Source organism: Fructilactobacillus sanfranciscensis (assembly GCF_029023685.1).
Taxonomy (GTDB): Bacteria; Bacillota; Bacilli; order Lactobacillales; family Lactobacillaceae; genus Fructilactobacillus; species Fructilactobacillus sanfranciscensis.
On record NZ_CP118925.1, the window covers coordinates 42,047 to 68,090 of the forward strand.

Genomic DNA, 26,044 nt, shown 5'->3' on the forward strand with positions numbered 1-26,044 from the left:
TTGAGTTTTTTAATTAGTTTTAATCGCTAAAACTCAAATAATTTATAATCCGTAGGATTATAGGTTAAGTTAATAAGGGCGCATGGTGAATGCCTTGGTACTAGGAGCCGATGAAGGACGCAACTAACTGCGATAAGCTTCGGGGAGCTGTACGTAAGCTTTGATCCGGAGATTTCCGAATGAGAAAACTCGACCAGTGTTATGACTGGTCACTGCATAGTGAATACATAGCTATGCAGAGGCAGACGTGGGGAACTGAAACATCTAAGTACCCACAGGAATATAAAGAAATTTCGATTCCCTAAGTAGCGGCGAGCGAACGGGGAACAGCCCAAACCGAACCTTTGTGGTTCGGGGTTGTAGGACTGAACATTTGAGTTACAAAAGTATTTGATAGTTGAAGTAGTTGGGAAACTACACCAAAGAGAGTAATAGTCTCGTAAACGAAATCGAATACCCTCAGTTCAGGATCCTGAGTACGGCGACACACGTGAAACGTCGTCGGAATCTGGGAGGACCATCTCCCAAGGCTAAATACTCCCTAGTGACCGATAGTGAACCAGTACCGTGAGGGAAAGGTGAAAAGCACCCCGGAAGGGGAGTGAAATAGTTCCTGAAACCATGTGCCTACAAGCAGTCAGAGCCCGTTAATGGGTGATGGCGTGCCTCTTGTAGAATGAACCGGCGAGTTACAGTTGCATGCAAGGTTAAGCCGAAAAAGCGGAGCCGTAGCGAAAGCGAGTCTTAATAGGGCGCCATAGTATGTTGCCGTAGACCCGAAACCAGGTGATCTACCCATGTCCAGGATGAAAGTGCGGTAATACGCACCGGAGGTCCGAACCCGTGTACGTTGAAAAGTGCTGGGATGAGGTGTGGGTAGCGGTGAAATTCCAAACGAACTTGGAGATAGCTGGTTCTCTCCGAAATAGCTTTAGGGCTAGCCTCGGAATTAGAATCATGGAGGTAGAGCCACTGTTTGAGCAAGGGGTCCATCTAGGATTACTGAGTTCAGATAAACTCCGAATACCATTGATTTATGTCCGGGAGTCAGACGATGAGTGATAAGATCCATCGTCGAAAGGGGAACAGCCCAGACCGCCAGTTAAGGTCCCTAAATATATGCTAAGTGGAAAAGGAAGTGGAGTTGCATAGACAACTAGGATGTTGGCTCAGAAGCAGCCACCATTTAAAGAGTGCGTAATAGCTCACTAGTCGAGTGATTCTGCGCCGAAAATTTACCGGGGCTAAGCATATTACCGAGACTGCGGACGCAACTATGTTGCGTGATAGGAGAGCGTTCTAAGGGCAATGAAGGTAGACCGTAAGGACTACTGGAGCGCTTAGAAGTGAGAATGCCGGTATGAGTAGCGAAAGATCAGTGAGAATCTGATCCACCGAATGACTAAGGTTTCCTGGGGAAGGCTCGTCCACCCAGGGTTAGTCGGGACCTAAGCCGAGGCTGAGAAGCGTAGGCGATGGATAACAGGTTGAGATTCCTGTACTAGTTAATTATGTTTGAACGATGGAGGGACGCAGTAGGCTAAGATATGCACACGATTGGAAATGTGTGTTCAAATCGTAAGTCAGTTTAAGAGTCAAATGCTTTTAAGCGGGTTGACAAGCGATGATGAGGATCGAAATTTAAGTAGAGAAGTATCTGACGTCACACTGCCGAGAAAAGCTTCTAGTTAGTAATTAATTACCCGTACCGCAAACCGACACAGGTAGTCGAGGAGAGTATCCTCAGGTGAGCGAGAGAACTATCGTTAAGGAACTCGGCAAAATGACCCCGTAACTTCGGAAGAAGGGGTGCTGGCCTCACGGCCAGCCGCAGTGAAAAGACTCAAACGACTGTTTATCAAAAACACAGGTTTATGCAAAATCGTAAGATGAAGTATATGGGCTGACGCCTGCCCGGTGCTGGAAGGTTAAGTGGAAGTGTTAGCTTCGGCGAAGCACCGAAATGAAGCCCCAGTAAACGGCGGCCGTAACTATAACGGTCCTAAGGTAGCGAAATTCCTTGTCGGGTAAGTTCCGACCCGCACGAAAGGCGTAACGATTTGAGTACTGTCTCAACGATAGACTCGGTGAAATTAAGATACCTGTGAAGAAGCAGGTTACCCGCGACAGGACGGAAAGACCCCATGGAGCTTTACTGTAGCTTGATATTGGGTGTTTACATAACTTGTACAGGATAGGTAGGAGCCATAGAAGCCGGGACGCTAGTCTCGGTGGAGGCGTCAGTGGGATACTACCCTTGTTATGTGAACACTCTAACCCTGCGCACTGATCGTGCGCGGAGACAGTGTCTGGTTGGCAGTTTGACTGGGGCGGTCGCCTCCTAAACAGTAACGGAGGCGCTCAAAGGTTTGCTTAGAATGGTTGGAAATCATTCCTAAAGTGTAAAGGCAAAAGCAAGCTTGACTGCGAGACAAACAGGTCGAGCAGGGACGAAAGTCGGACTTAGTGATCCGGTGGTACCATATGGAAGGGCCATCGCTCAACGGATAAAAGCTACCCTGGGGATAACAGGCTTATCTCCCCCAAGAGTTCACATCGACGGGGAGGTTTGGCACCTCGATGTCGGCTCATCGCATCCTGGGGCTGTAGTTGGTCCCAAGGGTTGGGCTGTTCGCCCATTAAAGCGGTACGCGAGCTGGGTTCAGAACGTCGTGAGACAGTTCGGTCCCTATCCGTCGCGGGCGCAGGAAATTTGAGAGGAGCTGTCCCTAGTACGAGAGGACCGGGATGGACATACCGCTGGTGTATCAGTTGCGCCGCCAGGCGCATTGCTGAGTAGCTATGTATGGATGAGATAAACGCTGAAAGCATCTAAGTGTGAAACTCGCCTCAAGATGAGATTTCCCATTCCTATATGGAAGTAAGACTCCTGAAAGATGATCAGGTAGATAGGTTAGAAGTGGAAGCGTAGTGATACGTGAAGCGGACTAATACTAATCAGTCGAGGACTTAACCAAGTAGAATGAAGATACAATGGAAGTTAATCGGAAGAAAATGATATTGTCTAGTTTTGAGAGAACAAAGTTCTCACAAAAAATAGTGTGGTGGCGATAGCCTGAAGGATACACCTGTTCCCATGCCGAACACAGAAGTTAAGCTTCAGCACGCCAAAAGTAGTTGGGGGATCGCCCCCTGCGAGGATAGGACGTTGCCACGCAATTAAAAAAAGAGACGCTCACCGTTATGGCGAACGTCTTTTTTGGCTCTTCGTCAACTGTTGTTGGTGAATCCATATTTCGAGTTCTAATCACTTCGTGATTAGGGCTCTTTTTGTTTTGATTTTGAAAACGTATAGTACTCGAGTTCTAAACCTCCAGAAGCTGCGATAGCCAAAACTGGCTCGTTTGATCGCCTTGATTTTATTATTAGAACCTTCCAAAGGACCATTTGAATAGTGTGTGGTAAAGGTGTTACGAATCTCATCATGATGGCTTTCAAGTGTTTTAATCGTGTTCTTCATTTCTTCAGAATACGTTTTGTTATTCCAAAATGCCGCATTGTAGTTATGCCAATCTTGATGTTGGACAGCTGACCGGACGCTGTTTAAGACTTGATAAGTTTGTTCTAGTTCTGAATCCAACGATAACAGCTGATGGACAACATCGGTGGCAGCCATCCAGTAAGGAAAATTAGTCCACTTTTTGAATTGTTCAAAGTTAAGCTGTTCAGTTGGTACTAACAACAGCTTCCAGTAGCGCTTAAGGGCGTGAAATTCGCGAGAAGACGGGGTAAACTTCTTCATCACCTTGATTCTGGTTTTGTTAAACGCCCGATTTAGGGCGTTGATAATATGAAACTTGTCCATGACCACCATGGCATTGGGGAACACGGTCTGCACAAGCTTGGGGTAGGTATAATTCATATCAGTCACAATAATTTTGACGTTTTCTCGGGCAGCTTGATCGAAGCGGTAAAAATACTTCTCTAGTTTATTGATGGTTCGATAAGGGAGTAAGTCGATTAATTCATGGGTTTCGCCATTCATGAACTCAAAGCTCATGGTACCAGTAGCGCTCTTGGTACTCTTCACCTCATCCATTAAGATGATCTCTGGTAAATAGTGCCAATTGGTTTGAAAGTCTCGTTCAGCGCGCATTAACTGGCGGCCCACAAATGAATCTGATGCCGATACTTCATTGGCAATGTGCTTCAAAGAGACCGGTTCACCGAGCTTCTCTAGGCATTCTTTGCGGCTGGTGTTTGAAATTGTACAGTGTTTCGGAACTGTCACTGTTTGTGCAAGAAAGTTGCCGTGACATTCTTTACAGTGGAAATAGCGGCGCTTTAAGGCTAAGATGACGGTGTTGCTCAGAACCTTCGAGAATCTGATAGTGGTATTGCGCCAGCCGTAGTTAATAATCTTTTGATCATTGATAATCCCGCACTTGGGACAAGCCTTCGGCGTGTAATCCAAGTGGCCAGTTAAGCGAATAACCCCGTCTTCTCCAGTTTCACCGTCAGTAATTTTTAGGTTCTCGTCAGCTATTCCTAATAATAATTTTGTAGTATCATTACACATAGGGCATTTCCTTCTTTCTGAAAAATCTTCGTGGTGGTTGACTTGGATGAACGGACAGGAAATGTCCGCTTTTTTATTCTAGCCATAAATAAAAAATCTGTCATCAGTAATAGATGAAAATCTATTACCAACAACAGATATTGTAGAACCTCTTTTTTGTTGTTTTAAATATTTGAGTTAATTTTTTGACTTTGTTAAAAACTTTATTTTATTGTATAATCGATGCAATTACATAAAAGGGTGGGCCATGATGAAAAAGAAGTTTAAATTCACGTTAGGTTGGCAAATTGTTGCTGGATTAATTTTGGGGATTATTTTAGGATTAGTTTGTTATCATAACAAACCGGCAATTACAGCTATGCAAAGTATCGGAACTATGTTCATTGGTTTAATCCAAATGATTGTATTACCAATTGTGGTTTCTTGTTTGACAGCTGGAATTGCCAGTATGGGTGATATTAAAAAAGTTGGCCGTATTGGTGGAAAAACACTGTTGTACTTTGAAATTATGACTACAATAGCAATTATCTTAGGGTTAGTCGTAGCCAATATTTTTCATCCTGGAACGTTTATTGATGTGCATCAAATGCATTCATCTATGGATATTAGCTCATACGTTTCGACCGCAAAGCATTCACAAAATGAGTCCCTTTGGTCAACGTTGATTGCTCTAATTCCAACTAACATTTTTGGCTCCATCTCTAAGGGTGATATGATGCCAGTCATTGTATTCTCAGTCTTCTTTGGATTAGGAACTGCTGCCATTGGTGAAAAGGGTCAAATTATTGTCGACTTCTTAGATTCAGTTTCGCAAGTAATGTTTAAAATTACTAACTGGGTCATGCACCTTGCACCAATTGGTGTTTGCGCCTTAATTGGATTAACTTTAGCTGAACTAGGTGTGAAAGTGCTCCTTCCGCTCAGTTATTTTGTTATTACTGTTTACGCAACTATGATTTTCTTCGTTTTTGTGGTTATGGGAATTGTTGCAAAACTTTGTCATTTTAGCCTTTTCAACTTATTACTTGTTATGAAAAATGAAATTGTCCTTTCATTCTCAACTGCTAGTTCTGAGGCTGTAATGCCAAAGATGATGGAAAAAATGGATAAATTTGGGGTTAATCCCTCAATCGTTTCTTTTGTAATTCCGACTGGCTATACCTTTAACTTAGATGGTTCAGCTATCTACCAATCAATTGCTGCCATTTTCTTGGCGCAAGCCTATGGAATTCATCTTTCAATTGGTCAACAAATCACCTTAGTTGTGGTTTTAATGATCACTTCTAAGGGAATGGCTGGAGTTCCAGGAGCATCTTTCGTGGTTCTTTTAGCAACTGTTTCGACAATTGGGGTGCCAATGGCCGGATTAACTTTTATTGCTGGAATTGATCGATTCGTTGATATGGCTAGAACGGTTGTAAACGTTGTTGGTAATTCACTTGCCACAGTGGTAATTGGAACATCTGAACATGAATTTAATCATGATAAAGCCGCTGCTTATGTAAAAGAGCTTAAATCTAAAAAAACTGCATAATAAAAATGAGTTAGCTGATTTCTCAGCTAGCTCATTATTTTTTTATAGTTAAATTATTTGGTTGAATAGCTTGATAGGGGTCATGATGCTTAAGGTATTCAATCGTTAAGTTTTGAATGCTATCGCTAGTTTGTTTAACTAGTTTATCACTACCAAACATCGAATACTCACCACCACCAATTCCACGATAATTATTCATTGCTACTAACAAACTTTGATCATCTGTAACTGGTTTATCATGATAAATTAGTTTCGTAACTCGATGACCAACTGGCTTCGTTAAATCAAATTCGTAGTCAATCCCACTATAAAAATCATAATTGAACATTTGCAATTTAGGCTTCGTGAATTCTGTACTGATGCCAATTTCACCATTTTGCAATGTAAAGAAACTAGCACAACGTTCTAAGGCAGCTTTTAAATCTTTTCCAGTTACTTTTTCTAAGAATGCTAGATTGGGATAAGGATAATTATTAATGATTTCTCGCATAGAAACATTGCGACCGTAGCCATCTAAATCATCGTTAAAGAGGGCTGTACTAGCAATGTCTGCACCTAAGGCATCCATTTGGACCTGATTGATTAATTCTAAATAAGGATGACCATGCAAGCGCGCTTCCATCGGACTAGTAATCCGCATATCTGCACCAGTAACGGTTCCCATTGGTTGATCAAGCCAGTCTTGTACCGTTTCTTCCAATTCTGGGTTAGGCATTAAATCAGGGTCAATTTTAATGGGAGCTGTGTCAATTAATTGACTCTCACTAGATATGACATGATTATCGTTATCAAGTTGAAGCGTAATTTCACCAACATTGGTTCCATGTAGACCTGGTTGAGTTAGTGGGACACCGTTGATTTTAGTAGCTAATTCTCGATGTTGGTGTCCGGTAACAAGTGCGTCAATTCCGGGAACTTCGTTTAATAAACGAGCCCCTTCATTTTCTACAGTATATTTTTCCGTTGGCTCACCAGTCTCTGGATCAGCCTCAATGCCACCATGATAGCTAACAATGACCACGTCAGCTTGTTTACGTAGTTCAGGGACTAATTGTTTAGCAATTGGCAAAATGGAGTTAAACGTTAAACCAGGGATGTTTTTCGCGAGTTCCCAATTCGGAATAAAAGCAGTGGTTAACCCAAGAATTGCAATTTTAATCCCATTTTTTTCAATAATTTGATAAGGTTGGTCAGCAATGCCAGCAGCGATGGCACCATCAATATTGGCCGCTAAAATTGGATAATTTCGGTCTGCTTCACTATTTTTAATGTAATTAAAGCCATAGTTAAACTCATGGTTACCTAATATTCCAGCATCGTACCCAATTTTTCGAGTAATCAAACTCAAGAAAGATTGATGATCAGAATGATCGGCTAAATAACTAGTTAGTGGTGATCCTTGAATCAAGTCACCATTTTCAATGGCCACGACAGTTTCATCGTCTTTAGCATTTTCTTTCGTTTGTTTAATGTAACTTCCAGCTTTTAATAAACCTAATTCAGTTCGATTATCCCGACTACTAAAATCAGTTGGATAAACAAAACCATGGACATCACTGGTTGATAAAATTTTAATTGTCTTCGACATAACGTGGGTGATCCTTCTTCAATTGTTTAATTGACATCATAACGACAAAACTGATTAAGTAACAGATACTCATAAAGATTACCACAGTTGTAACCGTGGATACATCCATAATGTATCCAACTAGTACGGGAGAGAAAGTTCCAATTGTTTTGGCAACTGACATAATCGTGTTGTTAGCAGTTGCTCGATTCTTACTAGGATAAAGGTTGCTGACAATTGCACCATAACCACTGTACATTCCGTCTGTTAAGAAACCAACAATTGCACCAGCAATCACGAATTCAATTGGGTTAGTTGCCATAATTAAGAAGAAAACGGAGATAGCCGATCCAACTAAGAAAATCCCGAAAGCTATCCGACTCCCATATTTATCTTGAAGGTAACCAAAAACTGACATTCCTAATGCCATTCCGACGATTGTGAATACCATCCAAAGAGATGATTTAGCAACGTCAACATGCATTCGTTCTTGTGCAATCGTTGGAAGCCAGTTCATTACAGTACCATAACCAGCAATGTGAATTAAGAACATGATCACAATTCTGATTGATAAGAAGGCTTCGGCAGGTGTAGCAAATAATGACCAAACGTCACCTAATTTAACTTTTTTATCTTTTTTATCTTCAATTTTATTATCGTTAAAAGTCTTACTTTCAGGAAGTCTGAAACGGATGTAAGCAGCTAAAATAACTGGAATAATTCCAATAAAGAAGAGGAGATGCCAGTCAGGAAGAACAACGGCAGCTAGTAATGAGGCAATAATTGCTCCAACTTGGCCAGCGACTCCTGCAGTTGCTGAAATTCGTCCCATGTATTTCTTTTGGAAAGCTTCACTAAGCATGGTTAAAGCAATTCCATACTCACCACTAGTTCCTAGTCCAATAATGATTCGGAAAATTAGAAGAAGAGTAAATGAATTAGTGAAACCCATTCCGGCAGTTCCAAATGCATAAATAAAGATTGACCAACTAAGCGTTCTAACTCGACCAAATTTGTCGGCTAAAATACCGAATCCAATTCCACCAACTAATGAACCAACAGCGGTAATGGCTGGAATTAAACCACCTTGTGCTTTTGAAATATGTAATGTTGCAATGATTGATGCTAACGCCAATCCCATAAAAGCAGCGTCCATTCTTTCAAGGATGAAACTCAATCCGGTTGAAAGTGAAACACCTTTTTGGTACTTCGTAAACTTCGAAAAATGCATGAAAACTACCTCCAAATAAAAAAGTGATTTTATAATGGCCTGGTTCAGGTCACACAAAATCACTCTGAATAAAAGTATATTATTATACAATCATCTGGGTAAAGCTTGTGGTTTCTCTGAACCAGTTAAAGCCAATTTCTTTAAAGTTTATAATAACACTCTCAGTAATAATTTCAATCTTTGTTTAGTTTTAATTTTAATTAGCTTAGCAATGGTATTGGTCGATTGGAAAAAATTATCATAAATTAGGTTCGTCGTAGTTGGCGAACTTTTTTATTGCCTTAAATTAATGAAAAATAAAAAAGAGTACCCGTTAAGAGGGTACCCTTAAATTTTTTAGTCGTGGTCAAACGACTAATTCCGTTGTCTCCTATAAGAGGTAAACAACATGGAAATCTCACTAAGGTAATTATAAATGATTAAGTTAAATGATACAATAATTTAGTAACTTAAAACGCCCAGTCAGCGTTTAATGGTTACAACTCCTGTCGAAAGGAGGTACAACGTCATGGAAATCTCACTGATTTGCATAGCTATTAATCGTTGTTGCGATTTGTAGCCAACGAAAGTAGAACAAAAGGCACCCATTTGGGTGTCTTTTGCTTTATTATGCTTTTTGATAATTTACAAAAATTGTATGTTTAGTGCTTATCAAATAATCTACCCCAGAACCCTACCTGTTCTTTATGAACTTGTGTGGGTTCTTTTGTTTTATCAACTTCCCTATTATCAGAATTTAAATATCCACCAAGTTCATTGACCTTTTCTTTTAATTGTCGATTCTCTTGGGTAGTTATCAATGATAGCTGTTGCTGCTGATCTAATGCTTTATTTAGTTCTGCAATTTGTTGATCTTTAACCCTTAATTGTTCAGCTAAAATGTCAAGCATTTGCTTATTGACAACATTGTCGTTTTTATCTTGACGTTTTTGGTAATTTTCTTTGTCAAAGCTTTCCAGCACTTTAAGTCCTTCAGAATTAATCTCAAATCTGTTCCAACTCTAGTGATTTAGATATCTTTGAATCATATATATATATTTAATTATATTTGGACTGTTTGCTTATTTTTAATTCATCAGCAGTTTTTCTACTTTATTGATTGTTAATTAGCATACAAAAAAGGCGTTATCAGAAGTATATTCCGCAAGGAAACATCAGCTGATAACGTCATTATCGAGTTCTTTTTGTTAATCAATATTATTTACTAAATGGTTCAATCACAACTTTGGTTCCCACTTTGTCAGGTTGTGAGAAAGTGTTGTAGAAGTAAACGTTATCAGGCAAACTCATTTGGACACAACCGTGTGAATTAGGGTGACCAAGGCGACCTTGACGACTCATAATTGGTTGGTTATCTTGGTTCATTACGACTGAGTGGAAGAGATAAACTCCGTGATCTTTAAAACTTACGAAGTTTCGTGCGCCTTCAGCAACGTCAGGTTTAGCGTTGTAGAACCACGTTCCGTGTTCTGGTTCAATTGCAAATATTCCAACTGGAGTAGCAGTTTCTTTTGTACGTTTTCCAGTTGAACAAAGGAATTGTTCAACTAATTTGTTATTTTTATAAATATTCACCGTTTGGTGCTTTTGATTAACCACAATTTTTAAATCTTTAGCAGGAACGTTAGTTAAATCAACGTATTTCTTAGCGGTTGGTTTCTTCCAATCGACCACTTTTTTGCCATTCAACTTAGTATAACTAGGATTTAGTAAATTAGTTTTTTGATTAGCAGAAGTCGTCCCTGTTAAAAAGAATAACGAAGCGACGATGCTTAAACAAACAACTAGTAAAGCTAATTTTACTTTTTTCATCATGTAAATCCTTTTTTTTCTTGTTCTATTTGCAACTATTAATAATAGTTTAACACACCAAAAATAACTCTGTGATTTAGCAGAGTTATTTTAGTAATTCAGAATAATGTGAAATATTTTTAATGATTTGTGCAATTCGGTTACGATAATAAACTTGTTCAGATTCTGCCAATTCTGGAATAAAGTTACCGTCTTCAGCAAATACTTTTTGAATGTTAGCAAGTTGTAAATTATGGTTCAAAGTAATCATATTGAGAACTTGGAAAACGGGTAATAAAGCCATCATACCTAATAATCCGCCAACTTTTCCCATTGAGTAGCTAATGACTTGAACTGGTTTGCCGTCCATACCCTTTGCTAAATAATCCAAGGCTGTTTTTAAAGCACCTGGAATGGAGTAGTCATATTCAGGAGCTAAGATTAAAACTCCGTCCGCATCAGAAACATCGTTGACCCATTGCTTGGCATTTTCTGGCAAGTTGTTGGGGTATTCAGGGGTTGCTAATGGAGGTATTGGTTGATTATAAGGTTTCAATTGATAATCTCCAACCTTGATAAAGGTTAATTGAATCCCATTTTCGGCTTCCAATTCAAGCCGATTGTTTTTTAAATAAGTAAATAAGCGATTTCCCATAGAAGGTTCTCGCACGCTACCTAAGATTACGTTAATTTTAGTCATCATCATGCCATCCTTTAATTAATATACTATTAGTATACCACTTTCTTTTAGTAAGTTGTTTAAATTAGTTTAAACTTTTAATCCATTCTTGATAATGGGCTTCTTCATCAGTTGGTTGGTAAGTTCCTGCGGCAAAATGATGGTCAAATAAATCTTTTGCATCAATTGTGAAAGTACCTAGTTCAGTAGCGTTTGCAATTAATTGAAGCTGTAAATCATTCCCCGTTTTTTGGACATGAACCTTAACCATGCCACCAGGATTGTAAACCGTAATAATACGATCAAAATCACCTTCATAATGGTTTAAAGCGTAGGCTAAACTAGTCGAAGTCATTCCAGTTCCACAGGCATTTGTGAATCCCACACCACGTTCAAAAGTGCGCACGAAGAGGGTATCAGGAGCTAGGATGTTAGCAAAGTTAACGTTTACTCCGTCAGTAAAATACGGATTTTCTCCGTTCAAATAAGTTCCCAATCTTTTTAATTTATCGGTTTTTAAAACTGCATCCGACACAAAACTAATTAAATGAGGATTCGGTAATGCAATTGCTGTAAAACTTAAGCGATCATCTAATTGCGGTAACATTTGGTCGTGAATTTCGTCGGTCCCTAGTTTTTCAAAGGGAAAATCGTTGTGGTCAAACCGGACTGGTGAAATTTGGACTCCATAAGCAGGGACTTGGTCCGCTAAATCGGCTTCTTTTTCCACGTCTAAATCGGCATCTTGCGTTTCCACTTTAAACTTGGTTTTGCCAAATTTTTCGGCTAAATAACGGGTGACGGTTCGCAAGCCATTTCCACACATTGACGCTAAACTTCCATCAGCATTAACCACTGTCATTTTCCCTAAACAATCTTGATGGTCAGAATCTTGAACGACTAAAATCCCGTCGATATTGTTTAAATCGGGATTATCACCGGCCTTCATCGATACTGCTAATTTAGAAATTTCTGCAAAAGTTGGTTGTTGTTCAAATTGAGTTAAGTCAAAGAGAAAAAAGGTGTTTTCGGATCCATGGACCTTAAGTAATTTTGTCATAAATGTAGACCTTTCTAATCGATAATTCGATTATTATCAAAGAAGTGTTGATACACTAATTTTACCGCTTGTTCGGCATCAGATTCATTAGTTCCTAACATAATTGCAATTTTGGAAGCCCCTTGGTTAATCATGTGAATTTTAATTTCGTGATCACTAAGTGGACGGATAATATCTTCAATGGTGTGGGGACTTTTTTGCATTCCCTCTCCCACAATCATAATGATGGCATAATCGTTAATCCATTCCAATTGATCAGGATTCAAGACCTCTTGAATTTCAGCACACATTTGTTCGATTAGTTCAGGTGTAAATTGACGTTTATCAAAAATGATAGTTAAATCATCAATCCCGGAAGGCATGTGTTCGTAAGAAATATTGTATTTATATAAAATTTGCAATAATTTTAGGGTAAAACCAGTTTCTTTATTTAACAAGTAACGATGTAAGTAGAGAGCTGCAAATCGTTTTGAACTAGCAACCCCAGTTACTAAACCAGTTGGCTTGAAAGTTCTTTCGGGCACAATCATCGTTCCTGGTAAGTCGGGATGATTAGTATTGCGAACGTTGATAGGAATTTGAGCTTCAATTGCAGGTAAAATTGCTTCATCATGAAAAACAGAGAATCCGGCGTATGATAATTCTCGCATTTCACGATACGTCATGACTTTAATGCTTTTTGGGTTTTGAACCATTCGTGGATCCACCGAATAAATGGCATCTACATCAGTAAAGTTTTCGTAGACATCAGCGTCTAGCCCTTTAGCCACAATCGATCCAGTAATGTCAGAACCACCACGGGAAAAAGTTGCAATTTGACCTGTTTCAGTAAAACCAAAAAAACCAGGAAAAACTAAGTGTTGCTCGGGATTACGAAATTGCGCTAAGTTAGCATAGGTAGCATCTAAAACATGAGCATCTTGCGCATTATCGCTCACTAAAAAGCCCACTTCTTTTGGATCCATAAACTGGGTTGGCATACCAATTTTATTTAATACAGCGGTCAATAGGAAGGCGTTTAGATACTCACCTTGCGCCTTAAATCCGGCCATTAAAAATTCATCATCAGAGTAGGTTTGCAATGGTAAGGATTGAATTGTAGTTGCAATTCTTTCCATGACATTTTCAGGTAACTGAAAGTGGTCAGCAATTGCTTGATAACGTTTAATAATTTCTGTTTGCGTATTTTCAAAAGGTTCGTGATTAAGGAATTGATTTGCATATTTGATTAAGAGATCAGTTACTTTTATGTCGCCTTTAAAACGAGTTCCAGGAGCTGAGACGACAACTGCTTTTCGTTCGGGATCACTTTTAATAATTTTAATAATTTGTTCAAAATGGTCTGCATCAGCTAAGGAGCTACCACCAAATTTTACAACTTTCATTTAATTCACCTCGTAAATTTGTTATTCAGAAATTATCACTATTTTAACAACTCGGCAACCTTTGGGGGAATAAAATACGACAATTATCTTGCTTAGTATATAGAAATAAAGAAATTTACGAATGATTCATTAAATCTGGGAAAAGTATTGACGAAAGTAACTGAATTCGTTATGCTTTAATAAATCAAATAGAGGTCGCAAATAATAAGATTAGTTTGGGGAGTTACCATTAGACGATGAAACAAGCGAAAGGGTTATTTGCCGAAGCACTAAGTTAAATGGAACTTAGCAAGCTGGGACATAGTTGAATAAGCTATGGACTGTCGGAATTATTTCCGGGGAGCTATATATAATCGATTCTGAAAATGTTTTAAAAGAGTCTATTTTTGCGGAGCTTTCGTGAAATAGACTCTTTTTTGTTTTTAAATTCGATTTAATAAAAACTGGAGGATCCATAAATGTTGGATAGCAATGAAGTTCAAGATAATCAATTAATGATTGGTGGCATCCTGGCTACTGATTTAGCAGCTCAATATGGGACAGCCTTACAGGTTTATGACATTAGTAAAGTTAGAAGTCAGATTCATGCATTCCAACGTGTTTTTAGGGAAAATGACATTGACTACGCGGTTAGTTATGCCAGCAAAGCCTTTGCTTGTATTGCCATGTACCAAGTTTTAGCACAGGAAAATGCTCATGCGGATGTCGTTTCTGGTGGTGAACTTTATACTGCTATTAAAGCTGGTTTCCCAATGGATCACATTAGTTTTCACGGAAATAACAAGTCTCGTGAAGAACTTGAAATGGCCGTTGACAATCATGTTGGGGTAATCATTTTAGATAATTTCTATGAAATTCAATTATTGAGTGAAGTTTTAGCTACAAAAAACGAAACGATTGATGTTATGTTACGAGTTTCGCCAGCTGTATCCGCTCATACTCATGAATTTATCCAAACCGGTCAACAAGATAGTAAATTTGGTTTTGATATCTTAACTGGCCAAGCTGATGAAGTTTTACAACAAGTTTTAAAGGAACCTAACATGAACTTAGTGGGAGTCCATTCTCATATTGGTTCGCAAATCTTTGAAACGGATGGTTTTAAGATTGAAACCGAAAAATTAGTTAAGTTAATGCAACACTGGAATGATGATTTTGGCTACATGCCTTCAATCATCAACGTTGGTGGGGGATTCGGAATTAAGTATACAGATGCTGATCATCCCATTCGTCCAGAAGATTTTGTGCAACAAATTTTAACCACTTTACGTCACGAAACGGAAAGTCGCAATTTACCACTTCCTGCTGTGTGGATTGAACCAGGTCGTTCAATTGCTGGGCCAGCAGGAACCACTCTTTACACCGCTGGATCAAGTAAGGATATTCCTGAAATCAGAAAGTACGTTGCTGTTGATGGAGGAATGGGTGATAACATCCGTCCCGCTTTATACGGCGCTTATTACGATGCTGTGGTGGCAAACGATGTCCATGATGACAACGTTGAATTAGTAACCATCGCTGGAAAATACTGTGAATCGGGAGATATTTTGATTAAAGATATCGAACTTCCTGTTTTACATCCTGGTGACGTAATCGCCGTGCTTGCTACTGGTGCTTACGGTTATTCAATGGCTTCCAATTATAATCTCAACCCCCGTCCAGCAGTAGTATTTGTGGAAAATGGTAAATCACAAATTGCAATTGAACGAGAAACTTACGCTGACCTAATTCATTTAGACAAAAAATTAGATATTTAAGAGGAGAAAAACATGACTGAACTAAACGCTCACGAAATTATTCAATACATCTCAAATGCCAAAAAGAAAACTCCCGTTAAAGTTTACTTAAAGGGTGACTTAGCAAAAATTGATTTTCCTGATACCATTAAGACTTTCATCAATGGCAACACTGGAGTGATTTTTGGGGACTGGGCCGCAGTTGAAACCATCTTAACTAATCATGCTGACCAAATCGAAGCTTCTGAAATTGAAAGTGATGGCAGAAACTCAGCTGTTCCATTATTGAACACCAAAAATATTGATGCCCGAATTGAACCAGGTGCTGTAATTCGTGACCAAGTTAAAATTGGGAAAGATGCCGTGATTATGATGGGAGCTTTAATCAACATCGGTGCTGAAATTGGTGAAGCATCAATGATTGATATGGGTGCCGTGCTTGGTGGTCGTGCCTTAGTTGGAAAGCACTGTCATATTGGTGCTGGTGCCGTTTTAGCTGGAGTAATTGAACCAGCTAGTGCCGAACCAGTTCGAATTGACGATGATGTATTAGTTGGTGCAAATGCCGTTGTGATTGAAGGAGTTCATGTTGGTAAAGGGGCAGTCGTTGCTGCTGGTGCGGTCGTTACCAAAGACGTTGAACCTTACACAGTCGTTGCTGGGATGCCTGCTAAAAAAATCAAAGACGTAAACCAACAAACTATTGATAAGACTAAATTAGAAGACGATTTAAGAGGTTAGACAATATGGTAGAGCTTGATCAAGATTTACGTAAAATTTATCAAGACTTACATCAAATTCCCGAATTAGCTTTACACGAATTTGAAACTCATGACTATTTAATGAAACAAATCAAACAATTTACTGCTGATACTGATTTTACTGAAATCAAAGTACCAGAAGAATTATCAACTGCGATTCTAGTGTTATTCCACGGTTCTAGTCCCAAACGCACGATTGGTTATCGAACCGACATTGATGCACTCCCTACTAATGAAGAAACGGGATTAAGTTTTGCATCGCAACATCCTGGGAAGATGCACGCCTGTGGGCACGACATCCATATGACAGTGGCATTAGGCACGTTACGTTATTTTGCCAAACATCAACCACAAGACAACCTCTTGTTTTTCTTCCAACCAGCCGAAGAAAGTGAAAATGGAGGGAAATTAGCCTACGAAGATGGCGTCTTTACTGATCAATGGCGTCCGGATGAATTTTATGGATTACACGATAATCCGCAACTGGATGCTGGCACGATTGGTTGTCGGATGGGGACCTTATTTGCTGGAACCACGGAAGTTGACGTTGATTTCACTGGAGTACAAGGCCATGCTGCATATCCGCAATTCGCTAACGATATGATTGTGGCTGCTAGTCAATTTATTAATCAAGTACAAACGATTGTTTCGCGAAGTGTCGATCCGATTGAAGGAGGCGTCATTACCTTTGGTCAGTTTGAAGCGGGAACAATTCGCAATGTGATTTCGGGTTCTGCTCATTTAAAGGGCACGATTCGGGGCTTAACCCAAACCATGATTGAACACATTGATGAACGGTTACAAGAGGTCACCAATGGAATTGCAACTAGCTACGGATGTAAAGTTGATTTGAAATTAAATCAAGGTGGCTATTTACCCGTTGAAAACAATCCGAAACTAACCGCTGATTTCATCAATTATATGGAAGAAAATTTCGAAGTTACTTATCAAGAAACTGAACCGGCAATGACTGGAGAAGACTTTGGTTATTTATTATCTAAAATTCCGGGAACCATGTTTTGGTTAGGAATTGGTGATCCAGATCATCAACTTCATTCCAGTCAATTAGTGCCAGATACTAAAGCCATTCAACCTGGGATTTCTGCCATTACTGGATTTTTAACTCATCGAATGAACGAAAAGGAGTAATTCATGTTTAATAATGCTGATATTATCACTGCACTTGTCACTCCATTTGATTGCCATGATCAAATTAATTTTACTGCTTTAGCAGAATTAACTGATCGTTTGTTGCAAGAAGGTGGCACTGGTTTCTTAATTGGGGGAACCACTGGAGAAACTCCAACGTTATCTCATGCTGAAAAAATTGAACTTTACCAAAAGTTTGTTGAAATTGTTGCTGGTCGTGCTCCCATCATTGCGGGAACGGGAAATAATAGTACGCAAGGTACAATCGATTTCACCCAAGAAGTGGCTCAAATTTCGGGAATTGATGCTGCTTTAGTAGTCGTTCCTTACTACAACAAACCCAACCAAATTGGGATGAAAGCCCACTTCAAAGCCGTGGCCGATGCTTCTGATTTGCCAATTATTATGTACAATATTCCAGGTAGAACTGGAGTAACGATGGATGTTGATACGATTATCGAATTGAGTCACTATCCTAATATTATCGGAGTAAAACAATGTGGTTCAATGGAAGACTTTGAACGAATTGTGGAAAATACACCGGATGATTTCCTTACATATACTGGTGAAGATCCTCAAGCTTTATTTGCCAAAACAGTGGGTGGACAAGGAGTTATTTCAGTGGCTTCCCACCTTTACATGCCAGATTTGCGCCGGATGTACCAATTAATGAATAATGATATTCAATTAGCTGGACAAATTCAACGTGAATTAACCCCTAAGATGCAAGCATTATTCATGTTCCCATCACCTTCACCTGTAAAATTCTTATTGAATCATGACTGGTTAAACGTTGGTGGGTCTCGTTTACCAATTGTTGATTTAAATGAAAAGCAACAAAATGAATTATTAGTAGCTGTAGGCGAAAAGGAGACGGAAAATGACTAAAGTTTTAGTTTCTGGATTTAGAGGTTCAATGGGAACCCAAGCTTGTAAGATGATTGAAACTGATCCTGAATTAGAATTAGTGGCCGTATACAGTCCTAATTTGAAAACAACGGATGCGGCTGACTACGGTTTGCCAACTGACTGTAAAGTGTTTAACCAATTAGCTGACATTCAAACGGATGCTGATGTCTGGGTTGATTTTTCGACTCCAACTGGCGCCTTTGAAAATGCTAAATTTGCGTTAGATCACAACATGGTACCCGTGATTGGAACGAGTGGAATGACCGAAGCCCAAGTTGCGGAACTAGAAAAGCTTGCCGAACAAACGAATACCAAAGGTTTAATTGTGCCTAACTTTGGTTTATCAGCAGTGCTTTTAATGCAATTTGCTAAACAAGCGGCGAAGTATTTCCCTGATGCCGAAATTATCGAAATGCACCATGCTGATAAAAAGGATGCACCTTCGGGAACTGCGATTAATACTGCTAAAATGATTGTGGCCGGTCGTGAATCTAAAGGAACTGAATATCCTACGGTTGAAACACTTCCGGGAGCACGTGGTGCCGATTATGAAGGCGTTCACATTCATGCCGTTCGGTTACCTGGCTATGTGGCTCATGAAGAAGTACTTTTTGGTGGTCAAGGTGAAGCCTTAACCATTCGCCAAGATTCTTTTGATCGTGCTTCATTTATGCATGGGTTAAACATTGCCATTAAAAACATTCAAAAACTTAATGGATTTGAAATTGGATTAGAAAACGTTTTATAAAAAAGAGGATAACTAACTATGAGAGAGTATAATGTTGCAATTTTAGGTGCTACTGGTGCCGTCGGAACGCGAATGATTGACCAATTGGAAAAATCATCAATTCCCGTTAAAAATGTTAAGTTTTTAGCTTCCAGCCGTTCAGCTGGTAAAGTTCTACAATTCAAAGGACAAGATGTGGTAGTTGAAGAAACCACTCCCGAAGTTTTTGATGATGTCGACATCGTGTTGGCTTCTGCTGGTGGAGCAGCTTCAAAAAAATTCTTACCAGAAGCTGTGAAACGTGGTGCCGTTGCGGTTGATAATACCAGTGCGTTCCGGATGGATCCTGAAGTTCCCTTGGTTGTTCCTGAAGTTAACGAACAAGCAATTTACGATCACAAGGGAATTATTGCCAATCCTAATTGTTCAACCATCCAAATGGTAGTTGCTTTACAACCAATTAAGGAAGTTGCTGGTTTGAAACAAGTAATCGTTTCTACATATCAAGCAGGTTCAGGTGCTGGTCAAATGGCTATTAAAGAACTTGATAATGAAGCACAACAACATCTTGATGGTAAACCAATGACTGCTGAAATTTTCCCAGTCAAAGGGGAAAAGAAACATTATCCTTTAGCTTTTAACCTTCTTCCTCAGATCGATGTTTTCGAAGAAGATGGTTCTACTCATGAAGAATGGAAAATGGTTCATGAAACTAAGAAGATTATGTCAGGTGATATGAACTCTGATGAAATCAAAGTTAACGCAACCTGTGTTCGAGTTCCTGTTGTGATTGGTCATGGAGAATCAGTGTTCTTTGAAGTTGAAGATCCAAGTAAATTAGATACTAAAAAAGTCCAGGAATTAATCAAAAATGGTAAAGGATTAGTCCTTCAAGATGATCCCGCTAACCAAATTTATCCTCAACCAATTGATGCTGAAGGTCATACTGAAACCTTTGTTGGTCGAGTAAGAGAAGATCCTGAAAATCCTGGTAGTTACAACATGTGGGTCGTAGCAGATAACTTGTTAAAAGGTGCCGCTGCTAACACAGTTCAAATTGCCGAAAAATTAGTTGAACATGATTTAGTTCATGTCCCTGATGAATATTATGGAAAATAAGTTTTAATTTGATGTAAATCCTAGTCCAACAGCTGTTTAGACGGCTGTTAGACTGGGATTTTTGTTTTAAAAATTGTAAGTATAAGTATATAATCAAGCTTAGAGAAAAATTAAATTAAATTATGGGAATGTAGTGCAGATTATGGAAAATAACAAAGTTAAACATCGTTTTATTACTGGATTTACCGGTCTTAGAGCGCTTGCAGTAATTGGCGTGATTTTATATCATTTCAATCCACAATTATTCAGTGGGGGTTATTTAGGCGTTCCCATTTTTCTAACATTATCTGGGTACTTAGTTACTGATCATTTAATTGGTGAATATCAGCAAACGAATACTTTTGATTATGGTAATTTTTGGTATAAACGAATTAAAAAGTTGTATCCGACGTTAATTATGATGTTGTTTGCAACGGCTGCCTACATTACCTTTTTCCAAAGAAATCTGTTAGCTAATTTATGGCAAAGCATTGTAACTAATTTAACTTATACATATAACTGGTACGAAATTTTAAATGGGCAATCTTATTTTCAAAATTTTGCTGGATCACAGTCACCTTTTACGCATTTGTGGACGTTGGCAGTTGAAGGGCAATTCTATTTAATTTGGCCCTTGATTGTGATGTTAATTTTGCGATTCTTTAATAAAGGTCGACAAAAGAGTGAAGCACTTAATCAAAAACAAGTTTTATATGTTGCGTTAGGCTTATCACTGTTTTCTATCATTGAAATGGCTTTGTTATATCAACACGGAGTTGATCCTAGTCGGGTTTATTATGGAACTGATACGCGGATGTTTTCAATTTTATTGGGAGCAGCACTTGCTGTGATTTGGCCTAGTAATCGAATTATGCATCATGCCGGTAAAGAACAAAATGTGTTTTTTAACGTTATTGGAGGAATTGGCCTATTTTTAATGGCTATTTTAGTCTTTACAGTTGGGGCTCAATCAACTTTTCTTTATCGTGGTGGGATGGTTCTCTTTTCTTTAGCAACCGTGTTAACTATGTGGGCAGTGGTTGCTAACGCTGGTTTTTGGAACAAAAGATTGACTAATCCCATTTTTAATTGGATTGGTTCACGAAGTTATGAAATTTATGTTTATCAACTACCAGTTTTTGTGTTCTTTGGTGATAAATTTAAGGATATTGCTGATCATCAATTAATTTATGGAATTGTTGAATTATTATTGATTGGAGTTGTCTCAGAATTATCATATCGTTGCATTCAAATTCCGTTTGGACATTATGATTATCGAGCACTATTTCATAAAATTATTGCATACATCAAAAAATTATCTAAACTACAAATTGTGTTATTTGTAATTTTAACGTTTGGAATGTTTGGTATTATTCAATCAACATTGATTAATCCTCATCAAGCCAATCATACTCAATTAGCTAAGCGAATTAAGGAAAATTCACAAAAAGAAAAAGATCATAATAAAAAATTAGCTGAAAGAATCAAAAGTAAGCAAGCCATTAAACGTTCCCAAGCAGATGTTACTGAATTTGAAAAAGAAGGTTTAAGTGCAACGCAGCTCAACGAAGCCGAAAAATTCTCTGGTTGTGCTGTGGGTGATTCTGTAATGTTGTCTGGACGAGATGATTTACAAAAGATTTTTCCAAGACTCTATATTGATGCTGCGGTTTCGCGACAAACGACTGATGGAGTTTCAATTCTTCAAAGTCTATCGAATCAAGGTTTGATGGGTAAAAATATCATTATCGGGTTAGGAACTAATGGTGAAATTAAAGACGATACCATTAAACAGATTATGCAAATTGCTGGGTCAAAACGACATGTCTATTGGATTAATGTGTATGTTCCAACTCAACCTTGGCAAAATACAGATAACGACACCTTAAATAATGCACAAAAGCAATATCATAATTTAACGGTGATTGACTGGAATGATTACATTAAAGATCATCCAGATTGGTTATATAGTGATTCAACTCATCCTAATCAAACAGGGTCAGTTAAATATGCTAGTTTCATTGCTAATGAAATTTTGAAAAAATAATATAATAAATAAAGCTGAATTCATTATGAATTCAGCTTTTTTTTTAAAAATTATGTTCTTATTGTTTACAAACTAAAGGTTTATACATTTTGTTTATAAATCAGTTTTTTTGTTAAGGTTTTAACCGTTATTTAACCTATTTAATTTTAAATAACAATCGTGCTAAACAATTTTCGACTGTTTATTTAGGTACTTTTAAGGAGAATTATTATATGGAAAGCTTTAAGAAAGCAATTAAAAAACGTAATAAAGTTTCATGGGAAACTGGAGAAACTAAGCAACGCTATAAATTAATTAAAAGTAAACGTGGTTGGTTAAGTATTGCAATGGGAATTACTTTTGCATCAATGGGAATTGTTGGTGGTGGACTCCACGTATCAGCCGATACCAATTCACAAGTAGTTAGTGTAGATGTAAAAGCAGCTAATCAGGATAACGCTCCGGTAGCTGGTGACGGTGTTAATTCTAATCAAGTCAATCTTTCAAAATCATCTGCAAAAGATGATACTAAAAATGAAAATGACACAAGTAAAACTACTGAAACAAATCCAGAAACAGCACCTCAAAATGAAGTAAAAGCTCAAGAACAACCAACTTCTGAATTAACTAATGAAGTTCAGGATAATTCTGAACCTGCTAAAACACAGACAACTGATGAAAATAAATCAGAGCAAAGTCAACCTAATTCAACTGATGAAGTTAAAAATGATGATTCAAGTAATCAAATGCCATCAAATAATGATAAAGACTCTAATGATTTAGTCAAATTGTATAGTGGAGTATATGCAGATACAACTTCTAATCAAGCTGGATGTAAGCTGATTCCTGAGACAACTTTTAAGAGAGGGTATAATGAATAAATCGTCTCTCGAAAGGAAGGAATTTTTACATGCCAACTCATTACGACAAAAAATTCAAACAAAACATTATCAACCTATATAAGCAAGGCGAATCAGCTGCCCAACTGGCCAGAAAATATGGCATTGGCTATTCAACAGTTCATAAGTGGATCCAGGGCCAAGCCAAAACTCAATCCGGTAAATCGCCAGACGAAATTAAAGCGATGGAAAAGCGGCTGGCTTCCCTGTCTGAGGAGAACGAAATCCTAAAAAAAGCCCTGGGCTTCCTTGCGCAGAAGTAACCAATATTTTTGATTACATTCACCAAGAAAGCCATCACCACCAGGTAACTAAGATGTGCCGAATCCTCGGTGTTTCCAGAGCTCAGTATTATCGTTATCGATCCCCAAAGCCTTCAAAACGCCGGGCCGAAGATGTGGACTTAAAACAACGGATTCTGCGGATCTTTGCGGAATTCAAGCAGCGATACGGCGTTATGAAGATCCACCATGAATTGAATCTGGAACTTCAACCACTGCAGCGTCGGTGCAGCCCAAGACGGATTTCCCGGCTCATGAAGGAACTGGATATCCACTCCGTTACCGTCAATAAATGGAAAGCGGCTTACAAAACCAAGGTTGAACAGCGTCCCAACTTGCTTAAGCAGGATTTCTCGACCACTGGTTTAAATCAAAAATGGACCGCTGATATGACCTATATTCAAACGAAGCGTAATGGCTGGTGTTGCTTATCAACCATCATGGATCTGCACTCACGACGAATTATCGGCTATTCATTCTCAAAAAAGATGGATACTGATTTAGTCTTAAAGACCCTGGAAAGCGCGGTTAAAAATCGAACCATTACTGGGGACCTGATTATCCACACAGACTTAGAATCACAGTACACCAGCGATGATTACAACCAACGGTTAACAGAACTACATATCCGCCATTCTTACAGCCGTAAGGGGTTGTCCGTATGATAATGCGCCAATGGAATCCTTTCACGCTTCCCTCAAAAAGGAATGTGTTTATCCAGTGCCGATCTTTGAAGATTATGAAACTGCCGCTGCCATCCTTTTTGAATATGTGCATGCTTTCTACAATAGGAAGAGAATTCATAGTTCACTGGGCTACCAGACCCCCTTACAAGTTGAAATTGCAACACTTACGAGCCAAATGGCCGCCTGATTTAATGCTTTCCAGGGTTCAAATAAGTTATTAATCGCGATTAATGATTTATTTGAGCTGTGGAAGGTAAACGCGGTTCTGAATATCTCTTAAAATCTGTCTCAAATATTGACTTCAATCCAGTATTTCTAAAAGATCAGTTCGATAAAAAAATAATTAGATTATACGATTCTGTGGCACAAGAAATTATTGAAAGGGCGGACTAGCATGGTGGAACTTTTACACAATCCTAACTCAAATAAAAGCAAAATAATTCCTAGAAAATCGGCGCCCCAGCCCCAAAAAGAAATTTCCATATCTTCTCTAAACGAATCAAACAAAACGAAGTCTAAACAAATAGATGGTGTTACTTTTGATACTACGCTCAGAATTGACAATCATCTAAAAAACTTTATGAAAGCTATGGTAATTTTAGGGTATAGCTCAACTCAACAAAACGGATTAGCCCAATTACAAAAAACTTTTTTTGAATCGTTAACTGAGTCTGAACAAAATACGCTTACGAATCAAATACAGACTTTGGAAACCGGCAATGCTAACAAAGTAAAAAGTAAATAATCACGTGCTCTCAGACGACACGTTCACCTTTTAGATGTATACTTGTCCGTTTAAATTAAGCAGAATGCACACAAAAAAGTCCTCTATTATGCAGAATAGAGGGCTTTTCTGAAATCATTACATACAGGCTTTGCTTAGGAGCGTTGCTTGTGTCCATTTAGGACATACACAATCATATAACAATCAATGCTGTCACTTAACTTACTCAAAAAAGCCACCCACCTCGTGATGAGATGAGTGGCTTTTTGGTTGTGTGGTAGATTGTAAAAATGTCAGTCCAATTTTTTTATTCGCTGACTTTAGCACTTTGTTCAGCTAAAGCAGTCAGGTGCTCGAATAGGATGCCTTCACGCAGTCCATTTTGAGAGAAAATCATCCGGTCAGAATCTAAAAAGCGCATCAGACTAATGGCAGGAAGCATCCCACCAACAATAATATCAGCCCGGTTCTTTGCTAATCCAGGAATAGCCGCGCGACCAGCTGCATCCTGGCTAATGACAGTATTGAATGTGTCATAGATGGCGTTGTCACGTAGCCGATAACCGTGAATATCTTCAAAGTTGAGAATATTGCATTTGTGCCGGTTAATTTTGGCTAACGTTCGGTTGCTACCACCCAAACAGACGAGTGGTAAGTTGAGACCGTTTCGCAACCACCAGACACTATTAAAAATTTTATCAACGAAAGTCATCGTTTTAAATAATTGACTAGCGGTAACCTGGTCGTTGAGGCCGAACTTTTCGGATAAACTGACCGCGCCGATTGGCAAACTGATTAGGTTCTTGGCTTGGCCGTTTACGATAAGGACGAGTTCGCAGCTACCGCCACCAGTATCGACCATGACGCAGTTAGTCGTTGGAAGCATATTGACTACCCCTAAGTAATCGTAATAGGCCTCGGTTGTTCCAGGAATCACTTCGATATCTAGGCCAACATCATTTTTAACGCGTTTGAGAAATTTCTTTTGGTTGCTGGCCTTTCGCGTTGCAGCGGTCGCCACGGCCTTGATAGTTAAGTTAGGTAAGTCTTTGTAGACGGCAGCAAACGACTTTAGCGTTGCAATCGTGCGGTCAATGGCCTCGGCTTGAAGGGTCGGCGTATCCGTGGCGTTTTCATTCTCGGATAAACGCACCATTTCCTTGAGTCGGTGAGTGACCGCATAACTACCGTCTTCCTGAATCTGTGTAATTGTCATTCGACATGAATTGGAACCTAAGTCAATGACCGCAAAGTTTTCCAT

At 38.8% G+C, this 26,044-nt stretch carries 22 protein-coding genes, 2 rRNA genes and 1 riboswitch; of the genes, 15 read left to right on the forward strand and 9 right to left on the reverse strand.

Translation table 11 applies throughout. The annotated features are described in order from the left end of the window. Positions 1 to 62: 62 nt before the first annotated feature. Together PY770_RS00175 and rrf are read left to right on the forward strand one after the other, a co-directional pair. A 23S ribosomal RNA gene (locus PY770_RS00175) occupies positions 63 to 2,978 on the forward strand. Between the two features lie 83 nt (positions 2,979 to 3,061). Next, positions 3,062 to 3,178: ribosomal RNA gene (rrf, locus tag PY770_RS00180) — 5S ribosomal RNA — on the forward strand. 90 nt (positions 3,179 to 3,268) lie between these two features. Here the strand turns inward: rrf and PY770_RS00185 are convergent. Beyond that, on the reverse strand, positions 3,269 to 4,540 hold the full coding sequence (locus PY770_RS00185) for an ISL3 family transposase (protein WP_275045807.1): 1,272 nt from the start codon (positions 4,538 to 4,540) through the stop codon (positions 3,269 to 3,271). Between the two features lie 247 nt (positions 4,541 to 4,787). Here PY770_RS00185 and PY770_RS00190 point away from each other — a divergent pair, with 247 nt between their 5' ends. After that, a complete protein-coding gene (locus tag PY770_RS00190) occupies positions 4,788 to 6,074 on the forward strand; it encodes a cation:dicarboxylate symporter family transporter (protein WP_395349981.1) in 1,287 nt (428 codons plus the stop codon). A gap of 34 nt (positions 6,075 to 6,108) precedes the next feature. Here PY770_RS00190 and PY770_RS00195 read toward each other — a convergent pair whose 3' ends face one another. The 7 genes from PY770_RS00195 to PY770_RS00225 form a co-directional block, all read right to left on the reverse strand. Further along, positions 6,109 to 7,662 (reverse strand): bifunctional metallophosphatase/5'-nucleotidase, encoded by a 1,554-nt coding sequence (locus PY770_RS00195; RefSeq protein ID WP_168848128.1) that lies wholly within the window; start codon positions 7,660 to 7,662, stop codon positions 6,109 to 6,111. Beyond that, positions 7,646 to 8,935: an MFS transporter gene (locus tag PY770_RS00200; protein WP_275046082.1), complete on the reverse strand. Its 1,290-nt coding sequence runs from the start codon at positions 8,933 to 8,935 to the stop codon at positions 7,646 to 7,648. The genes PY770_RS00195 and PY770_RS00200 overlap by 17 nt, the downstream gene beginning before the upstream one ends. Before the next feature lie 578 nt (positions 8,936 to 9,513). Further along, positions 9,514 to 9,834: a DUF536 domain-containing protein gene (locus PY770_RS00205; protein ID WP_103429108.1), complete on the reverse strand. Its 321-nt coding sequence runs from the start codon at positions 9,832 to 9,834 to the stop codon at positions 9,514 to 9,516. Positions 9,835 to 10,069: 235 nt separating this feature from the next. After that, the gene (locus PY770_RS00210) at positions 10,070 to 10,687 is read right to left on the reverse strand and encodes a L,D-transpeptidase (protein WP_163601086.1); all 618 of its coding nucleotides are present in this window, start codon (positions 10,685 to 10,687) and stop codon (positions 10,070 to 10,072) included. 82 nt (positions 10,688 to 10,769) lie between these two features. Then, positions 10,770 to 11,369 (reverse strand): NADPH-dependent FMN reductase, encoded by a 600-nt coding sequence (locus PY770_RS00215; RefSeq protein WP_103423674.1) that lies wholly within the window; start codon positions 11,367 to 11,369, stop codon positions 10,770 to 10,772. A 58-nt stretch (positions 11,370 to 11,427) separates the two neighbouring features. Beyond that, positions 11,428 to 12,402, reverse strand: a complete 975-nt coding sequence (gene dapF, locus PY770_RS00220) for a diaminopimelate epimerase (protein ID WP_275045930.1) — start codon at positions 12,400 to 12,402, stop codon at positions 11,428 to 11,430. 14 nt (positions 12,403 to 12,416) lie between these two features. Beyond that, a complete protein-coding gene (locus PY770_RS00225) occupies positions 12,417 to 13,787 on the reverse strand; it encodes an aspartate kinase (RefSeq protein WP_014081397.1) in 1,371 nt (456 codons plus the stop codon). A 181-nt stretch (positions 13,788 to 13,968) separates the two neighbouring features. Further along, positions 13,969 to 14,141: riboswitch (Lysine riboswitch) on the forward strand. Between the two features lie 104 nt (positions 14,142 to 14,245). Between PY770_RS00225 and lysA the strand changes: the two genes are divergently transcribed. The 12 genes from lysA to PY770_RS00285 all read left to right on the forward strand — a co-directional run bounded on the left by lysA (position 14,246) and on the right by PY770_RS00285 (position 24,804). Further along, positions 14,246 to 15,544 carry a diaminopimelate decarboxylase gene (lysA, locus tag PY770_RS00230; RefSeq protein WP_103429106.1) on the forward strand — a complete coding sequence of 433 codons (1,299 nt, stop codon included), beginning with the start codon at positions 14,246 to 14,248 and terminating at the stop codon, positions 15,542 to 15,544. 12 nt (positions 15,545 to 15,556) lie between these two features. Further along, complete coding sequence (gene dapD / locus PY770_RS00235) at positions 15,557 to 16,264, forward strand: 2,3,4,5-tetrahydropyridine-2,6-dicarboxylate N-acetyltransferase (protein ID WP_103423677.1); 708 nt, start codon at positions 15,557 to 15,559, stop codon at positions 16,262 to 16,264. 5 nt (positions 16,265 to 16,269) lie between these two features. Next, entirely contained in the window at positions 16,270 to 17,433 is a 1,164-nt protein-coding gene (locus PY770_RS00240; RefSeq protein ID WP_103429105.1) for an N-acetyldiaminopimelate deacetylase, read from the forward strand. Positions 17,434 to 17,436: 3 nt separating this feature from the next. Next, positions 17,437 to 18,321, forward strand: a complete 885-nt coding sequence (gene dapA, locus PY770_RS00245; protein ID WP_103429104.1) for a 4-hydroxy-tetrahydrodipicolinate synthase — start codon at positions 17,437 to 17,439, stop codon at positions 18,319 to 18,321. Beyond that, the gene (gene dapB / locus PY770_RS00250) at positions 18,314 to 19,090 is read left to right on the forward strand and encodes a 4-hydroxy-tetrahydrodipicolinate reductase (RefSeq protein ID WP_103429103.1); all 777 of its coding nucleotides are present in this window, start codon (positions 18,314 to 18,316) and stop codon (positions 19,088 to 19,090) included. The genes dapA and dapB overlap by 8 nt, the downstream gene beginning before the upstream one ends. Positions 19,091 to 19,108: 18 nt before the next feature. Continuing rightward, positions 19,109 to 20,188 carry an aspartate-semialdehyde dehydrogenase gene (locus tag PY770_RS00255; protein WP_103429102.1) on the forward strand — a complete coding sequence of 360 codons (1,080 nt, stop codon included), beginning with the start codon at positions 19,109 to 19,111 and terminating at the stop codon, positions 20,186 to 20,188. Positions 20,189 to 20,330: 142 nt separating this feature from the next. Then, positions 20,331 to 22,214: an acyltransferase family protein gene (locus PY770_RS00260; protein WP_275045931.1), complete on the forward strand. Its 1,884-nt coding sequence runs from the start codon at positions 20,331 to 20,333 to the stop codon at positions 22,212 to 22,214. A gap of 212 nt (positions 22,215 to 22,426) precedes the next feature. Further along, positions 22,427 to 23,074, forward strand: coding sequence for a hypothetical protein (locus tag PY770_RS00265; RefSeq protein WP_275045932.1), 648 nt, complete (start codon positions 22,427 to 22,429; stop codon positions 23,072 to 23,074). Positions 23,075 to 23,103: 29 nt separating this feature from the next. Then, on the forward strand, positions 23,104 to 23,355 hold the full coding sequence (locus PY770_RS00270) for a transposase (protein WP_103450316.1): 252 nt from the start codon (positions 23,104 to 23,106) through the stop codon (positions 23,353 to 23,355). Between the two features lie 17 nt (positions 23,356 to 23,372). Then, the gene (locus tag PY770_RS00275) at positions 23,373 to 24,038 is read left to right on the forward strand and encodes an IS3 family transposase (protein WP_275046083.1); all 666 of its coding nucleotides are present in this window, start codon (positions 23,373 to 23,375) and stop codon (positions 24,036 to 24,038) included. Positions 24,039 to 24,048: 10 nt separating this feature from the next. Next, positions 24,049 to 24,246, forward strand: coding sequence for an IS3 family transposase (locus PY770_RS00280; RefSeq protein WP_225361969.1), 198 nt, complete (start codon positions 24,049 to 24,051; stop codon positions 24,244 to 24,246). A gap of 207 nt (positions 24,247 to 24,453) precedes the next feature. Next, positions 24,454 to 24,804: a DUF5388 domain-containing protein gene (locus PY770_RS00285; RefSeq protein WP_056958101.1), complete on the forward strand. Its 351-nt coding sequence runs from the start codon at positions 24,454 to 24,456 to the stop codon at positions 24,802 to 24,804. A gap of 286 nt (positions 24,805 to 25,090) precedes the next feature. Here PY770_RS00285 and ppx read toward each other — a convergent pair whose 3' ends face one another. Next, on the reverse strand, positions 25,091 to 26,044 hold the full coding sequence (gene ppx, locus PY770_RS00290) for an exopolyphosphatase (protein WP_056958099.1): 954 nt from the start codon (positions 26,042 to 26,044) through the stop codon (positions 25,091 to 25,093).

Coding starts and splice junctions, on each gene's coding strand:
- PY770_RS00185 (WP_275045807.1), bottom strand. CDS start 4,540: ATGTGTAATGATACTACAAAATTATTATTAGGAATAGCTGACGAGAAC.
- PY770_RS00215 (WP_103423674.1), bottom strand. CDS start 11,369: ATGATGATGACTAAAATTAACGTAATCTTAGGTAGCGTGCGAGAACCT.
- dapB (WP_103429103.1), top strand. CDS start 18,314: ATGACTAAAGTTTTAGTTTCTGGATTTAGAGGTTCAATGGGAACCCAA.
- PY770_RS00255 (WP_103429102.1), top strand. CDS start 19,109: ATGAGAGAGTATAATGTTGCAATTTTAGGTGCTACTGGTGCCGTCGGA.
- PY770_RS00210 (WP_163601086.1), bottom strand. CDS start 10,687: ATGATGAAAAAAGTAAAATTAGCTTTACTAGTTGTTTGTTTAAGCATC.
- PY770_RS00270 (WP_103450316.1), top strand. CDS start 23,104: ATGCCAACTCATTACGACAAAAAATTCAAACAAAACATTATCAACCTA.
- ppx (WP_056958099.1), bottom strand. CDS start 26,044: ATGGAAAACTTTGCGGTCATTGACTTAGGTTCCAATTCATGTCGAATG.
- PY770_RS00190 (WP_395349981.1), top strand. CDS start 4,788: ATGATGAAAAAGAAGTTTAAATTCACGTTAGGTTGGCAAATTGTTGCT.
- PY770_RS00195 (WP_168848128.1), bottom strand. CDS start 7,662: ATGTCGAAGACAATTAAAATTTTATCAACCAGTGATGTCCATGGTTTT.
- PY770_RS00240 (WP_103429105.1), top strand. CDS start 16,270: ATGGTAGAGCTTGATCAAGATTTACGTAAAATTTATCAAGACTTACAT.
- lysA (WP_103429106.1), top strand. CDS start 14,246: ATGTTGGATAGCAATGAAGTTCAAGATAATCAATTAATGATTGGTGGC.
- dapD (WP_103423677.1), top strand. CDS start 15,557: ATGACTGAACTAAACGCTCACGAAATTATTCAATACATCTCAAATGCC.
- PY770_RS00265 (WP_275045932.1), top strand. CDS start 22,427: ATGGAAAGCTTTAAGAAAGCAATTAAAAAACGTAATAAAGTTTCATGG.
- dapA (WP_103429104.1), top strand. CDS start 17,437: ATGTTTAATAATGCTGATATTATCACTGCACTTGTCACTCCATTTGAT.
- PY770_RS00225 (WP_014081397.1), bottom strand. CDS start 13,787: ATGAAAGTTGTAAAATTTGGTGGTAGCTCCTTAGCTGATGCAGACCAT.
- PY770_RS00260 (WP_275045931.1), top strand. CDS start 20,331: ATGGAAAATAACAAAGTTAAACATCGTTTTATTACTGGATTTACCGGT.
- PY770_RS00285 (WP_056958101.1), top strand. CDS start 24,454: ATGGTGGAACTTTTACACAATCCTAACTCAAATAAAAGCAAAATAATT.
- PY770_RS00280 (WP_225361969.1), top strand. CDS start 24,049: ATGGAATCCTTTCACGCTTCCCTCAAAAAGGAATGTGTTTATCCAGTG.
- dapF (WP_275045930.1), bottom strand. CDS start 12,402: ATGACAAAATTACTTAAGGTCCATGGATCCGAAAACACCTTTTTTCTC.